The organism is Vibrio profundi (assembly GCF_043642225.1).
GTDB classification, from domain to species: Bacteria; Pseudomonadota; Gammaproteobacteria; order Enterobacterales; family Vibrionaceae; genus Vibrio; species Vibrio profundi_A.
In genome coordinates this window covers 70,419-84,757 of record NZ_JBHZSF010000009.1, presented here as the reverse complement: position 1 = coordinate 84,757, position 14,339 = coordinate 70,419, and the positions used below count along the sequence as shown (strand labels likewise).

Below are 14,339 nucleotides of genomic sequence, written 5' to 3'. Positions count from 1 at the left end.
TGTAAAACTAGATATTAGCTATTTTATGGTAAATACTGATTATCGTTAAATAGACTAATAAGAATGATACCAGGCAAGAGTAGTACTCTTGCCTTATTGCACGAAACGGAATTTAACATAAGATAGATAATACGCACTGAGAGGTTTGGTTTACATATAGGGCTAACGCACCACAAGCCATCGAAATACTTGATAAACCATGCCTTTTCGATGCTGCTCCACAGTGCCTGTGCTTCGTGCGTTTTCGACTTATCCAACGCCAGTCCAACTAAGGCCTTTTTACCTTCACCAAATATGAGCCACTTGTTTACCAAACTGGGTCTAGACAAAGCTCCAGCGTATTCAATAGTTGGCAATGACAGTAACCTAGCGATGATTATGCCAATATACTACGCCGGTTACTAAGCTTCTCCTGATATCTCGGATGATGCCATGTTACAAACTAGGTACTACTGAAATGGTGGTCATTTTCTATATGGCCATACGACCTATTAAAAGTGAATAGATTACGTCATCAAGCGTTGGAAACGAAAATCCACGTAATTCCAAGCATATAACCTATACTTGTTTACATGTAAATAACTGAAATGGTTACTGAGATGTCAGAACAAAGTGTTGGGCAAATATTACAGGCTTTCAATAGCATCGAATCAAAACTACAAGAGCAAAATGGAATGATTCGTGAGTTAACGGCAAAAGTAAGCTTGCTGGAGGGACAAAATAAAAAGATGGAACAGTTACTCCACCAAATACAATCACCATCAAATCAACAAAACACTGAACTCGCGAAAAACAATCATGAGTTTCAAGAAAAAGTCACGCAAAGTTTAAGAGGCTTAGAAGATAAATCCAAAAAGACACTTGAGCTAGTAAAAGAAAACAGTAACAGCAAGAAAAAAAGAGCTTGGCCTTAGTTCATGCCTCTGCGCCAACACCTGGGGCTCTTCTGGCAGATAAAAATAAATTACAACGTAACTCCACAATAAGTTACAGTGCAACTAGCCACTTTCTAGAACTATTTTTCATAAGCTCCACTATCTGATGCTTTTTGATGATGTTGATAGACACCACGCTTTCTAATTTCTAAAATCCCTTTATTGAATGCTTCTATCAAGTAATTAGCGCGAGGGTGTTTTTTAGAAATGATCAAAGAATAAGACATCATACTCAAAAGCTTAGGGTTCATAACTATTAGCTCTTCTGCATCGACTTTAGAAATAAAACGCTCTCCTACTTTCGGATATTCAAACAAAATATCTATACGCCCTGACAGCAGTTTGTGATAGTTACCAAGTTGATTGTCGATCCTCTGAATTGTAAGAACTCCAGCTTCTTCCAAGTCTTTAACACCGTAGTCGTAACCTAAAACACCACCTATCCTATATGGGCCTAAATCTTCTAATTTGTTCCAAGTAACGTTCTCACCCTTGCGATGAAAAACAGCAATCTGGACAGAAAGAATTTCCTCAGAAAACAAGACATACTTTTGTCGCTGTTCGGTGTGAGAATAAACAAACGACCCATCAAGCCGACCAGATCGGACTTCATTGAATCCTCTGGCCCATGGTAAATAGACGAGCTCGACGTCTATCCCAGATACAGCAAACGCGTCTTTTACTATATGAGCGACATAACCACCTTCCCTCAAGCTTTGGGATTGATAAGGGTACCACTCACCAGACGCTAAACGTATGGTTTCACCGGCAGCTAAAGAAACCGAGTGAAGAAAACATAGAATTAATAATACAGCCAATCTCATAGTATTAGACCGTGTTGCCCGACTAGTTAAATTTTAGCACTTGTTCTCGTATGTGGTTCTGTTAGGACGAAGACACCTCTATGGCTTACAAAATATAGAAGTGACAGTGCAACTGACTTTTATATTCGAACTCTAACAGAAAATACTACTAACTATCGGCCACTACATGTTGCCAGAGACAGCGTGAAGCATTAAATGTTCAATATAAACAGCAACTTAAACTAACAACAAATTGAGCGCCACTAAAAATGACACTGATAATTCAACCTTAACGACCTATCTGTACCACTTACAGGTTGTATTGTAATTTAATTACAACCTTTATTATAAAAACCTAACCATCAGAACTTTCCTCTGACATAAGTCACTGTACTTTCTTAACTTAACTATTTACCAGCGTTGATTCTGACTAGATAAACTGAGTTTATGCTCGTCTTAGATAAAAAACCTATTGAATACAAAACTTTAGTTATAGTGCATCAAGGTATTCAGATAAAAAAGAAGGGCTATACAGCCCTACTCTTTCTCTTTTATTTCTTTTCGTATTTCTTCAGCAACAATCTTGATAGCTTCTGCGGTGCTAATCCCTTGAGTCATTAGCTTTTGAATTCTTTCTACTGCTTCTTGCTGTTCGGCGTGGGTTAACGTTGGTAAGTCATCTAACATGTTCTACTCCTAATGTAAGGAGCAGAACTATATAAGGAGTGTTAGTAGCTAGCAAGGAAATTTATTGAAGCGCCCATTGCATTTTCATTGGTATAGTTTGCACTAATATCTAACTGAAATAGATTTAAAGGTGAGATCCCTACCCCGGCAGTGATTGTACCCTCAGAATCTTCATACGCGAGATTTTTATAGTAACCTCCACGTAGTTTCAACTGTCGTAGCAAGTCAATTTCAGTACCCACACGAATCATTTGAGTGTTGTCGTTAAATGAAGCGAACTTATCAGCTTCATTTAAATCATAGTCAACACTTGCTGTGAAGTAATCAGCCACGATACCAGCGCCAACGGTGTATACTGGTCCAAGGCTGTAATCATATGAAGCACCTACTGTTCTTGTCGCTGCGGATTGACTAGAAGATAAGGTTTGCGAAGCAACTTTTGTCTCAATATCTCGACTAACTAAGTTCTTAGCTGAAACGCCGACTCTAAAAGGCCCGTAAAACCAAATTGCACCAGCATCCATGTTAAACATAGTATCAGCGGTTTCGTTTTCTCGAACATCACTCAAATCATAACTACTCGCACTAGCAATATAGTTATAGGTGTAAACACGCTGCAGTTTTGGAGACACACCAAACGCAATATGTTGTCCCATGAAGGTTTGATACTTGGCGATTGAAATACCAACCTCGGCGATCCCAACTGTTACCGCTTTGATAGCGGTTAGCTCTGCATCTTCTACAGAGTTAACACCACCACTAGCGACATCTGGTGTAGCATAGGATTCAGTATAAGCCTTACCAAACACGTTCATTGCTAAGAACTTATTTGGGATACCAAATGCAACTACACCACCTAGCTCTAGTTTCACGTCTGTGCCTTCCAAGGCTGGTAGTGCGGTGTCTAACGCAGCGATATCAGATGCATTAATTGCATCAACGACAGCGTCAAGCTTATCGACAAACTGATCTTCATCGTTATAAGTCACACCGAAACTTGGAGTAATCATGCCCACATCATCATTTCTTCGATAAAGAGCGGTCAGTGCAGGGTTATAGAAAGGAGCGGTAAGGTAACTAGCAGAAACTACGCCTACTCCACCCATCGCGTCACCTCGGGCTTCAATAGAATAGTTACCGCCAGCAAATACTGGTAAGCTTGCCAATGACAAGGAAGCTGCAATTATTTTAGTAGAATTCTTCATGCTGATTATACTTTTTTATATCCTTATCTAAGTTAACGGCACTAGTGTAATTTACTTTAATTCCTCTTCGCTAGATATATCATACGTTTTACTAATACTTTGAGTTTGTTCGATTATAATATCGCCTTGCCACCTTGCATGGTTCATCGAAACGGCTAATACATAACGATCATTAGTAAATTTATTCGTATCTAAAGTTACAGGGTAATCGGATTCATATGTCTTACCCCAAACTTCTTCATACTTACCATCTACGTAATCATACAAACCAACATCCAATGTTGGTAATGGACAATAAGGATTAAGTAGCTCTTTTTTATCGATGATCCACGAATCCTTTGACGCCCACCGCACTTGTTGACGGATAGAGAACTCCCCCAATACGATCCAAGTGCTCCAGCTCTGTGACTTTTCACCTTTAATACTCAAACGATAAAGGCCGGACTCTAGAGAGTTTGCTAAGTTATAACGCTTGTTATAAATCTTGTTGCTGTCCTGAGGTGTGGACTTAATTGTAAATTCACTATCGGTAGAGACTGTTCTATCAACCCATTTAGTCAGCTTAATATCCGATACTAAGTTTTTGGACTCGACATTTATCACTAATCGATAAGTATCACGCCCCGGGCTTTGTATAGAGTGACGACGAACTGTAATGGTGGAAAGCCAATCAGGTATTGAGGGTTTTGATAAGCTTTTTCCACAATCCTTATTTAAGGATTGTGCAAAGAGCTCATTCAAATGATCGCGATTTTGCTTAGACTCACTACTTTGCCAAACTTCAACGAGTGAAGTAAACATAGTTGCTAAGTCATCATCCAAAATATGTTTATGAACTTGGGTTAATGAATCGCTTTCTTTGAACCATTCATTGGCTTGTGCATTGCTACACAAACCAATAAACAAGATAAGTGGGATAGACTTTCTAAGCATTATGCCTTCATCTTATAGCCAACACCGCGTAAAGTTTCGATCTCCAAGCCTGGTAGCTTTTGTCGAAGTTGAAGTACGTGCGTGTCAACAGTACGCGTCGTTGGAAAATGATTATAGCCCCATACATGATCAAGTAGTTCATCACGCGTAAATACTCGACCTAAGTTGCTTGCAAGGAAGAGTAATAGGTCAAACTCGGTACGCGTCAATGTCACCGCTTCTTCATTAAAAAACACTTCGCGGGTTGCTTTATCAATAACTAAATTTTCTGTTGTAACTTTAGCTGAATCTGCTTCTTCTGCATCTGGCAAACGAAGTTGTGCGCGAATACGAGCAAACAGCTCCGCTTCAGCGAATGGTTTGGTTAAATAATCATTCGCGCCAGAGTCTAAACCTGCCACTTTGTCTTTCACTGTCACTAGTGCAGTAAGCAAAATAACCGGTACGTCCTTTTTCTTTTTCCATCCAGCTAAATGTTCAACTGAGTCGCCATCAGGTAACTGCCTATCTAATACGACTAGATCGGCTTGCTCCCAATACGCTTCTACTTCAGAGATTCTTTCAGCATGAAGGCAATCATATCCCGCTTGCTCTAGGCTAACCAAAAGTCCATCAGCTAAGTTTTTATCGTCTTCAACGAGAAGCAGTGTCTGTTTCACAAGGTATCTCCAAAATAAATGTCGTCGGTGGGCCAACAAGGGTCATTTTACCCCCCATTTTCCCAACCATAGATTCTACGATTGTTAGGCCTAACCCTAATCCACTTTTACTCACAAAGGGTTTTCTTAGTTGGCTCCAATCTTTGTGAGACAAGTCTCCATTATCTATTACTTTAAATGTCAGACTCTTGTCAGAAGTATTCAGCTCAAGAGTAACAGGAGCAACGCCATATTTCACTGCGTTGCGTATCAGATTGTCGATGCAGGTACCTAACCAATACACATTCACTTTTGCAGCGATGTCTTGACTAATTATGAATTCAATCCCTGGTTCAAACTCTTCTTCAATTTTGTACTCGAGCCAGTCTTGTACACTCGGGATCCATTCTGTAGCAAGAGGCTGATTATCTGATTGCAAATAGTCTTTACTCGCCTCAGCTAACTGGCGTAAACGCCGAGTATCTTCACATAACCTGCGAAATTCATCGTAAACCGACTCAGGAAGATGCTCAAACTCTCGTCGGAAACCTTCAACCGTTAGAGAAAGGCTAGCAATCGGCGTTCTTAATTCGTGGGTAAGAATCTGAAGTACCAACATGCGACTTTTTAATTCTTGTTTCTTACTGTTCCAACGATACAGTGCCCATCCAATCACCAAAAGAATATTGGCGATCACCAGCACGATCATACTGATCCGAAGGACTTCGGAGTGATCTTCAACATCCCAACAGATATTACCTCGCTGGACAAAGCACGTACTGCCTTGCGACGACAGTGTAAAAGTCAGCCCAGCTATCTCAGCGTTATTTTTCAAAATACTATCGTTGTACAGGTAGTATTTGTCACCACGCCTTAACCAAAGTTCGTCTTGTTCAACAAACATACTCGCACCAGAAATCAAAGCGGTAATCGCCTCGTTATCCATATGCTTAAGGCGACTTAGAAGCTTATCGTTTTCTAGGTTCTGCCTTTCTTGTATGTGCATGAACTTTTTTAGTGATTCAAACTTATCTGGATATTTTTCGACATATCGAGCCGCATATGTACCCCCACCAGGGTGAATGAGACCACTTCTACTGAACCAACGTGTACCAAGCTTGGTGCCTTTACATAGGGCCCGTGTAAACACTAGAGGTTCGGTAATTAGTGGGCTTAATGGCAACTTGCCGCTACAAGACTTGGATAGTTGGTATAAGCGCTGAATGTCTTTTAGAGGGTACTTAGCCGTTTGTGGCAGCATCGATGCTGGGGTCAGCAGCTTGGTTGGAAAATCAGCTTGTAGAATACGAATGTCGTAAGATTCTAATGCGTTTTCAGGTAAGAACTGATTACTAAAGTTATCGATACGTTCTGGCAATGAATCGGCGTTTACATTCGCCGAAAGCAAAATAAGTAGAGCTGTAAAAATCTTGTTTCGCTTAATCGTCACTGCAAACCTGAACCAATTCATACAATTAAATCAAATATATACTATATAAGTTAAAAGTGAAAATTGTTGTTATCTCGCCTATGATTAAGTGTTAGAAATTTAACCACCTTCCAACATATAAAAAGCCCGCTTTCGCGGGCTTTATTAATAAATCTTAGCCAAAATCTATTTGATCAGAGCGCTTTAGAGATCGCATCTACACTTGCTTTTGCATCACCAAATAGCATTTGCGTATTGTCCTTGAAGAATAGTGGGTTTTGTACACCCGCATAACCAGTGTTCATTGAGCGTTTAAACACAATCACGTTCTGAGCATTCCACACTTCTAAAACAGGCATTCCTGCAATTGGGCTGTTAGGATCTTCTAGGGCAGCCGGGTTAACCGTATCATTTGCACCGATAACTAAAACTGTATCGGTTTCACCAAAGTCTTCGTTGATCTCATCCATCTCTAGAACGATGTCATACGGCACTTTGGCTTCTGCAAGTAATACGTTCATATGTCCAGGAAGACGACCCGCTACTGGGTGAATACCAAAGCGAACTTCAATGCCCTGCGCGCGTAGCTTTTCAGTGATCTCATGAACTGGATATTGTGCTTGTGCAACCGCCATACCGTACCCAGGAGTAATGATTACAGACTTTGAGTTTTTAAGCATGTCAGCAACATCTTCTGCGTTGATCTCGCGGTGTTCACCTTGCTCTTCAACTTCACCAGATGATGAAACTTCTTGTCCAAAGCCACCAGCAATTACACTGATAAACGAGCGGTTCATCGCTTTACACATAATGTAAGACAGGATCGCACCTGAAGATCCGACTAATGCACCTGTTACAATCAGAAGATCATTGGCTAACATGAACCCTGCTGCCGCTGCTGCCCAACCTGAATAGGAGTTCAACATAGACACAACAACTGGCATATCCGCACCGCCAATCGACGCAACTAAGTGATAACCAAAGACGAACGCAATTAATGTCATGACAATTAACGCGAACATACTCCCGTCAGAAGAGACAAAGTGGTTCATCAAGAACGCTGACACTACAATCGCCGCCAGATTCCATTTGTGCTTATGAGGAATATTCAAGGCAGACGAAGAAATCACACCTCTTAACTTACCAAAAGCAACAATGGAACCAGTAAAGGTCACTGCACCAATGAATACACCTAAAAATACTTCTACTAGGTGGATAACGTGCTCTGCATGAATATCTGCTGGGTTAACAGAAACCGGCGCCGGAGGAGCGATATAGCTGTTATAGCCAACCAATACCGCTGCCATACCAACAAAACTATGAAGAATTGCCACAAGCTCTGGCATTTCTGTCATTTCAACTTTCTTAGCGTAGTGAATACCAATACCACCACCGATCACCATAGCGATGATGATCCATACCACACCTTGAGAATCTGGGCCGAAAATAGTAGCAAAAAGAGCAATAGCCATACCCGCGATGCCGTAGTAGTTACCTGCTCGTGCAGATTCTTGCTTCGACAATCCAGCTAAACTCATAATAAAGAATACAGCAGCAACGATATAAGCTGCTTGTACTAATCCTGCAGACATGTGTTACTCCTTTTAGTCTTTACGGAACATTTCAAGCATACGTTTGGTAACAGTAAAGCCACCAAATATGTTGATGCTTGCAATCAGAATAGCGATAAACGATAAGAACGTGACAACGCCACTTCCTTGACCTATTTGCAGCAATGCACCGACCACGATGATCCCTGAAATAGCATTCGTTACCGACATTAAAGGAGTATGGAGTGCATGGGTTACATTCCAGACTACGTAATAGCCAACCACACAAGCCAATACGAAAACCGTAAAGTGAGCCAAGAATGCCGCAGGGGCAACAGATGCAACCCAACCAAACGCAACAAGTCCAATACCAAGCCCAACAAGTTTCTTAACGGGAGAAGTTGGCTTTTCTTGAACAGGCTCTGCTTGTTTAGGCGCTTCAACTTTTGCTTGAGGCTGAGCAGATACTTGAATTGGAGGAGCTGGCCAAGTCACTTCACCCTCTTTGATTACCGTAACACCACGTAGAACGACATCTTCAAAGTTAATATCGATATTGCCGTCTTTCTCTTTACACAACAACTTAACCAGATTTACTAGGTTAGTAGCGTACAGTTGAGACGATTGAGTTGGTAAACGTCCTACCATATCGGTGTAACCCACAACTTTGACACCGTTTGCCGTCGTAATGACTTGATCCGCAACTGTGTATTCACAGTTACCACCATTAGCCGCTGCTAGATCGACAATAACGCTACCCGCTTTCATGCTATCGACCATTTCTTTGGTGATAAGCTTAGGTGCAGGTCGACCTGGTATCAGTGCAGTGGTGATGATGATGTCTACGTCTTTAGCTTGAGCCGCATACAGCTCTTCAGCTTTCTTATTAAACTCATCAGACATCTCTTTGGCGTAACCATCGCCAGCACCAGTATCTTCTTGGAAATCGACTTCTAAGAATTCTGCCCCCATCGATTCAACCTGTTCTTTTACTTCAGGTCTTACATCAAATGAGCGAACAATCGCACCAAGGCTACCTGCAGCGCCGATTGCAGCAAGCCCTGCAACACCCGCACCCGCAACAAGTACCTTAGCTGGTGGGACTTTACCCGCAGCGGTAATCTGGCCCGTAAAGAAACGACCGAATTCGTGTGCCGCCTCTACGACTGCACGATAGCCAGCAATGTTAGCCATTGAGCTTAATGCATCTAAGGCTTGTGCTCTCGAAATACGAGGAACAGAGTCCATCGCCATTACGTTAATTTTGTTACTTGAGAGCTGCTCCATCAATTCTGGATTCTGAGCCGGCCAAATAAAACTTACAAGACTTGCGCCCTCCTTTATCAGTTCGATCTCATTGATCCCGTTAGCTTCATCAACTAATGGTGCGTTTACTTTAAAAATTAATTCTGAATCCCATGCTTCTTCTTTTGACACAATTTTTGCGCCAGAAGCTTCATAAGCCGAATCATCAAAACTCGCTAGCGTGCCAGCTTGCGTTTCAACACAAACTTCAAACCCTAACTTCAATAACTGCTCTACAGATTTAGGAGAGGCAGCAACTCGCGTTTCACCCGCGAGGACTTCTCTTGGTACACCAATTTGCACTTCGTACTCCTTGTGAACTATATCTTTGTATAACCTTGGTTGTTGTTCGGTCAAACCTATTAACTAGCAGAGTTCAATCGACCGTACCTATACATATAATTTAGGCATGTAATGACATTACTCGAAGATAGACTAAAGTGGTACTGTTCAGATCAATTTTTCATTAAATGAAATCGATACTTCATATAACCAAAATTTACTTATTAGTTAATGAGTTACGAAGCAAGCGTTTTAAAGGTGGTTAGACCAATTCGAATGTTAAATGAACGTTAACAGCTATTCTCCCATTGTATTCTCAGGATGCCCAGATAAGTGACAATGTCACTTGTTGTGGTCAATTTTATTTAGTGAACGTTTAAAACAAAAAAGCCGCGAGGAACATCACTCGCGGCTTTACCATTACTAAAAAGTTTTAAGAGTTAGATCTTAAATAAAGATATCGTCACCCATTTGGTCGATAAACATCTGAGACTTTTTCAGCATTAACTCATTTGCATCATCTTTATTAGATACGACGTCAGACCTAATGAACCGATGGCTCTTAACCTCTCCATCGATTTCTTTTGTAATACGTCCGGCAACTCTAAATTGTCCTGAATCAGGCATAGCCTCTTGGAAAATTTGGAAACCTTTATACTCAACTGGCTCAACGGCTTCTACTGTCTCTTGTTTTTTATCTTTACCGCCGAACAACATTGAAAATAGTCCCACTTATCTCTCCTTACATTGAACTCATGAATTACGTTGAGTCAACAATGGTTTCTCAAACCACTCTAACTCAACATCATCATCAAAACTTGGGTGCGTAAATATAATAGGTATGTCATCAGAACGGTTTTTACGCCTGTCGTCAACGATCATTGACTCTGCATTTTTGATCGCAATCTCACTATTCTTCTTATACAGCACTAATTTTTCTTCAGGTAAAGCTGATAGGAAGTCGATATCGAAGCGAATATAGATGGGTCTTAACTGGCAAAGTGCCAAACAGGCTAAGTCGGCAAGCTGTTCATTATCGTATTTTTCTACATATTCTTCAGTCGCCAATACATGGCCTACGAGTGTTTCCATATAATTATGTACATCGACACTGATTTGCATTTTGACCTCTCGTCTGTAACTACCTAACACATATATACTATTTAGCTCTCTTAAAGTGTAATAGCAAATGGAAAGTTATATGGATAAAGTTGATGCTTTTTCAAACTTGAACCATATTTTTATTTAGAAATGCAGTAAAAAGCTTGGAAATTTTGATTTTGACCGTATGCTACGTAAGCTTTCTGCAAAAAATTATAAGATTATCAGTTGAGTTAGGCGCTTTATTTAAATGGCATCATCTTTTGTAACATCGAGCTTATTTCGCTTCTTTTTCCCACTTTTGCTTTTGGGAATGATTTTAGGTGGAATGAGCAATGTCATCTTAGTTACTGATGCGAATATTGGAATAGCGAGTAATTTGCCTTACATCCTTCTTCTGGTGGCAGTGATTTTATGCCATAGCTTTAAGCAAGGTCGCATGGCAATGGTTTCGATGACAATGCTCCTCGCATACGTTGTTATCCAGCTTAGACTGCAAACACCTCTCAGCAGTGGAACTACCTTACTAGAGCTCTCTCTACTTGCAGCTTTACTCCCCGTAGCCTGTTTGATTGTCTACCTATTCCCAGACACTGGAGTCAATTCAAAGGGAGTGGCTTTCTACACTTCAATCTTGCTGTTATTCGTATTTTGGTCACACCTCACGGTTACTCACTTTAATGATGGTGGCTTTAAAACTTGGAGCGATGACGTCCTATTCACCATCCCTGCAGTGTCCAAGATACCGTTTGTGCTTGTGTTGTATGGCGTTGCTCTCACTGGAGTCACATCAATACTGGTTCTAGTACAAAACCGCCCAATTGATGTCGTGGTTTATAGCTCTATTCTGTTAGCTTCAACGACCTTTGTATTCTTTGATACACAGTATATTTCTAGCACCATGTTTTCACTTTCGGGCATATTAATCATTGTCTATGTCATGTCAGCAAGCCACGCTATGGCATTCAATGATCAATTGACTAATATTCCAGGCCGTCACGCCCTTGAAGTCGAACTCAAACATCTGGGACGAAAGTACTCTATTGCGATGCTCGATATCGATCACTTCAAACGTTTTAACGATACCTATGGCCACGACACGGGTGACGACGTACTCAAGCTTGTCGCAAGCCGCCTTAAGTTGACCAATGGTGGCGCAAAAGTTTATCGCTATGGTGGTGAAGAGTTCACGATCTTATTTAAGCGTAAATATTCCCATCAAGTAGCGAAGCATCTTGAAGCGCTAATTGAGGATATCGAAAATTACGACATGGTGATCCGAAATAGCCGTGCACGCCCAGACAGTGACGAAGCAGGCATTAAAAAACGTGGAAAGATTGGCAGTAACACAGAAACGGTAAACATTACCGTGAGTATTGGCTTGTCAGATAGCCGTACAAGCCGTGCACCAGAAGAAGTCATCAAATATGCCGATAATGCATTATATGGCGCAAAAGATGCCGGTCGTAATCAATTAGTCGTTCATCAGTCCTGATTAAAGAACATTACCAAACTGCCCCCACGTAACGAGCTACCATAGTTGATGGTAAGACCTACACCCACGTTTTCAATCCAGCTACTTTTGAACCATGGCGTGATAAGCCATCCTAAGCTTGTTTCATAATAATGTTGCGTTCCAAAAGGCTGAGACGTATCGCCACCTAAATCAACTCGTCGTAGACTGGTATACATCGAAGAGACCGAATTCCCCCACCGTGTCACATCGTAGAAAAGCTTTGCTTCATTCGCCAAATACCAGCCTTCAGGACGTCCGATATTCCCATGGTTGGCTTCGCCCCAGCCAACACCATTAAAATAGTGCCAACTGCTCGATAGCTTCCAACGTCCCCAGCTTTGAGGCTGTTCAAATCGAAGTGCAATACTTGGTTCAACAATGTATGCCCACGCATAAGTATTGACGTAAACGCCGTCCAGTTGATCGCGATAAGGGTCTAACATGTCTCCCAAGTAGTTAAACTGACTGTGATAATACGATAGATGATTCCCGATAGTCGTCTTAACACTCCACTTATCATCAAGCTGAGAGGTATTACTGATATCAATATAGCCCGTTACAACCACTTCTCTATGATTATCAGAAACGGTTACATTACCGATTGATACTTCTTGATCCGCTTGCAACGCAGAGAACTTAACAGTTATCTGCTGGCGATTTTTCTCTGAAGCCTCATCAAGTTCAAATGTATAAGGTAAAGTCGACACTGCAATCTGTTTACGCAAGCTTAGTGATTCGCTAGTCCCTATGTTTTCTTGCTCAAGGTTGAACCATTCATTAGGGTCAAAGTCATGAAAGCCGACGGTAAACACATCACTATCGGTTAGAATTACCGAGGTCGAAAAAGCGCGTTCAAGATCTTTTTGAAAGACCGAGGATGCAAAAGAGGATTGCGAAAAGAGAAAGCTAGAGCAAATAGACAGGTAAACCAGTTTCACTGAATTCCCTAATTGAAATGAATGTGCCACGAATAGACTCTCAATTGAGTAATTTTAAACAGATACGAACGTATTACGCCCATTTTGTTTAGCTTGGTATAGCGCCGAATCCACCACTTTATAGACACTGTTAGTGGTTTCATTACCCGTGGGCACAAAGCTATACACTCCTTGTGACACCGTCACAAAATCTGCCACTTGAGAATAGTCATGCTTACAGGCTACTTGTTCAACAATATCTTTTATTCGCTTAGCCTGCTTTAAAGCTTGTTCACTTTCAGTATCACTTAAAACGATGGCAAACTCCTCACCACCGTAGCGCCCCACATACTCACCAGCTCGCCCAAAACTCGTTCTAAAAGCTTCCGCAAGCTTTTGCAGACACTTGTCACCTTCTATGTGCCCATAGTTATCGTTATAGGGTTTAAAAAAATCGACATCGAGTAAGATCAAAGTAAGCGATGCTTTTCTTCTTCCATGCCAACCGATCATTTCCTCTAATTTTTCATCCATATAACGGCGGTTATAGACTTTGGTTAGCCCATCCTCATTGGCTTGGTGTTGCAGTAGAGTGTTAAGTGTCTCAAGCTGAGCTGTGGTTTGTTTTAATTCCCTACGCATGAATGCGATGCGCTGCATGGCAATGAGTTTGGAATTAAGTACGAGTTTATTTACAGGCTTGATTAAGTAGTCATCGCCACCAGCATCAATTGCCTTTGCGATCATTTCAGGCTCTTCATGACTACTTAAGAAAATGATTGGAACCCACTCAGGAAATAGCTTCCGAATTTCATTAGAAACTTCAAACCCATCCATATCCGGCATGCTAATGTCGAGAAGTACCAGTTCTGGGTCAAATGAAGGATAAACGTCAAGCGCTTCTCTACCACTAGCTACAGCCTCAACATTGTGCCCAAGTTGCTTCAGGCGAATGGCAAGCTGCATTCTATCGAGTTGAACATCGTCAACCAGTAGAATTCGCATTGATGATCCTTTCACTGTCATATTCGCCTCATA

General features: G+C 41.2%; 14 protein-coding genes and 1 pseudogene. 2 read left to right on the top strand and 13 right to left on the bottom strand.

Features of this window, described 5'->3' with window-relative positions; all coding sequences use genetic code 11:
- Window positions 1-112: 112 nt before the first annotated feature.
- Window positions 113-290: pseudogene (locus ACHUFI_RS14565) on the bottom strand (DUF3693 domain-containing protein); the annotation flags it as partial.
- 309 nt (window positions 291-599) lie between these two features.
- Here ACHUFI_RS14565 and ACHUFI_RS14560 point away from each other — a divergent pair.
- Window positions 600-914 carry a hypothetical protein gene (locus tag ACHUFI_RS14560; RefSeq protein WP_394250336.1) on the top strand — a complete coding sequence of 105 codons (315 nt, stop codon included), beginning with the start codon at window positions 600-602 and terminating at the stop codon, window positions 912-914.
- A gap of 101 nt (window positions 915-1,015) precedes the next feature.
- On the opposite strand, the gene ACHUFI_RS14555 is transcribed toward ACHUFI_RS14560, so the two are convergent.
- The 10 genes from ACHUFI_RS14555 to ACHUFI_RS14510 form a co-directional block, all read right to left on the bottom strand.
- The gene (locus ACHUFI_RS14555) at window positions 1,016-1,759 is read right to left on the bottom strand and encodes a substrate-binding periplasmic protein (RefSeq protein WP_394250334.1); all 744 of its coding nucleotides are present in this window, start codon (window positions 1,757-1,759) and stop codon (window positions 1,016-1,018) included.
- Window positions 1,760-2,275: 516 nt separating this feature from the next.
- Window positions 2,276-2,425, bottom strand: coding sequence for a YoaH family protein (locus tag ACHUFI_RS14550; protein ID WP_394250332.1), 150 nt, complete (start codon window positions 2,423-2,425; stop codon window positions 2,276-2,278).
- Between the two features lie 41 nt (window positions 2,426-2,466).
- Window positions 2,467-3,630 (bottom strand): conjugal transfer protein TraF, encoded by a 1,164-nt coding sequence (locus ACHUFI_RS14545; protein WP_394250331.1) that lies wholly within the window; start codon window positions 3,628-3,630, stop codon window positions 2,467-2,469.
- 51 nt (window positions 3,631-3,681) lie between these two features.
- Complete coding sequence (locus tag ACHUFI_RS14540; RefSeq protein ID WP_394250329.1) at window positions 3,682-4,563, bottom strand: DUF2861 family protein; 882 nt, start codon at window positions 4,561-4,563, stop codon at window positions 3,682-3,684.
- Window positions 4,563-5,222, bottom strand: coding sequence for a response regulator transcription factor VxrB (gene vxrB / locus ACHUFI_RS14535; protein WP_394250327.1), 660 nt, complete (start codon window positions 5,220-5,222; stop codon window positions 4,563-4,565). The genes ACHUFI_RS14540 and vxrB overlap by 1 nt, the downstream gene beginning before the upstream one ends.
- Window positions 5,197-6,672 carry a sensor histidine kinase VxrA gene (gene vxrA, locus ACHUFI_RS14530; RefSeq protein WP_394250325.1) on the bottom strand — a complete coding sequence of 492 codons (1,476 nt, stop codon included), beginning with the start codon at window positions 6,670-6,672 and terminating at the stop codon, window positions 5,197-5,199. Before vxrA ends, vxrB begins: the two co-directional genes overlap by 26 nt.
- A gap of 152 nt (window positions 6,673-6,824) precedes the next feature.
- Window positions 6,825-8,222 (bottom strand): Re/Si-specific NAD(P)(+) transhydrogenase subunit beta, encoded by a 1,398-nt coding sequence (gene pntB / locus ACHUFI_RS14525; RefSeq protein WP_394250323.1) that lies wholly within the window; start codon window positions 8,220-8,222, stop codon window positions 6,825-6,827.
- Between the two features lie 12 nt (window positions 8,223-8,234).
- Complete coding sequence (locus ACHUFI_RS14520) at window positions 8,235-9,788, bottom strand: Re/Si-specific NAD(P)(+) transhydrogenase subunit alpha (protein WP_394250321.1); 1,554 nt, start codon at window positions 9,786-9,788, stop codon at window positions 8,235-8,237.
- Between the two features lie 426 nt (window positions 9,789-10,214).
- Window positions 10,215-10,499 carry an HlyU family transcriptional regulator gene (locus ACHUFI_RS14515; protein WP_394250319.1) on the bottom strand — a complete coding sequence of 95 codons (285 nt, stop codon included), beginning with the start codon at window positions 10,497-10,499 and terminating at the stop codon, window positions 10,215-10,217.
- A gap of 21 nt (window positions 10,500-10,520) precedes the next feature.
- Window positions 10,521-10,889 carry a late competence development ComFB family protein gene (locus ACHUFI_RS14510; protein WP_394250317.1) on the bottom strand — a complete coding sequence of 123 codons (369 nt, stop codon included), beginning with the start codon at window positions 10,887-10,889 and terminating at the stop codon, window positions 10,521-10,523.
- A 229-nt stretch (window positions 10,890-11,118) separates the two neighbouring features.
- Between ACHUFI_RS14510 and ACHUFI_RS14505 the strand changes: the two genes are divergently transcribed.
- Window positions 11,119-12,363, top strand: a complete 1,245-nt coding sequence (locus tag ACHUFI_RS14505; protein WP_394250315.1) for a GGDEF domain-containing protein — start codon at window positions 11,119-11,121, stop codon at window positions 12,361-12,363.
- Here ACHUFI_RS14505 and ACHUFI_RS14500 read toward each other — a convergent pair.
- Both ACHUFI_RS14500 and ACHUFI_RS14495 read right to left on the bottom strand, forming a co-directional pair.
- Window positions 12,354-13,352 carry a Solitary outer membrane autotransporter beta-barrel domain gene (locus ACHUFI_RS14500; protein WP_394250313.1) on the bottom strand — a complete coding sequence of 333 codons (999 nt, stop codon included), beginning with the start codon at window positions 13,350-13,352 and terminating at the stop codon, window positions 12,354-12,356. The two genes, ACHUFI_RS14505 and ACHUFI_RS14500, sit on opposite strands and share 10 nt — an antisense overlap.
- A 24-nt stretch (window positions 13,353-13,376) precedes the next feature.
- On the bottom strand, window positions 13,377-14,306 hold the full coding sequence (locus tag ACHUFI_RS14495; RefSeq protein WP_394250311.1) for a GGDEF domain-containing response regulator: 930 nt from the start codon (window positions 14,304-14,306) through the stop codon (window positions 13,377-13,379).
- Between the last annotated feature and the right edge of the window lie 33 nt (window positions 14,307-14,339).